General features: G+C 55.4%; 1 rRNA gene. It reads left to right on the top strand.

From position 1 onward, the window contains the following. Positions 1-634 (top strand): 16S ribosomal RNA (locus CHI06_RS29010); the annotation flags it as partial.

The following is a 634-nucleotide window of genomic DNA, read 5'->3' as shown; positions in this document are numbered from 1 at the left end:
AACGCTGGCGGCGTGCCTAATACATGCAAGTCGAGCGAATCTTAAGGTGCTTGCACCTTTTGGTTAGCGGCGGACGGGTGAGTAACACGTGGGCAACCTGCCTGTAAGACTGGGATAACTTCGGGAAACCGGAGCTAATACCGGATAATCCTTTTCCTCTCATGAGGAAAAGCTGAAAGTCGGTTTACGCTGACACTTACAGATGGGCCCGCGGCGCATTAGCTAGTTGGTGAGGTAACGGCTCACCAAGGCGACGATGCGTAGCCGACCTGAGAGGGTGATCGGCCACACTGGGACTGAGACACGGCCCAGACTCCTACGGGAGGCAGCAGTAGGGAATCTTCCGCAATGGACGAAAGTCTGACGGAGCAACGCCGCGTGAGCGATGAAGGCCTTCGGGTCGTAAAGCTCTGTTGTTAGGGAAGAACAAGTATCGGAGTAACTGCCGGTACCTTGACGGTACCTAACCAGAAAGCCACGGCTAACTACGTGCCAGCAGCCGCGGTAATACGTAGGTGGCAAGCGTTGTCCGGAATTATTGGGCGTAAAGCGCGCGCAGGCGGTCCTTTAAGTCTGATGTGAAAGCCCACGGCTCAACCGTGGAGTGTCATTGGAAACTGGGGGACTTGAGTAC

The organism is Bacillus sp. 7884-1, assembly GCF_002272245.1.
GTDB lineage: Bacteria > Bacillota > Bacilli > Bacillales > Cytobacillaceae > Neobacillus.
The sequence above is the reverse complement of the archived record's forward strand: the minus strand, read 5'-3'. Positions and strand labels throughout refer to the sequence as shown.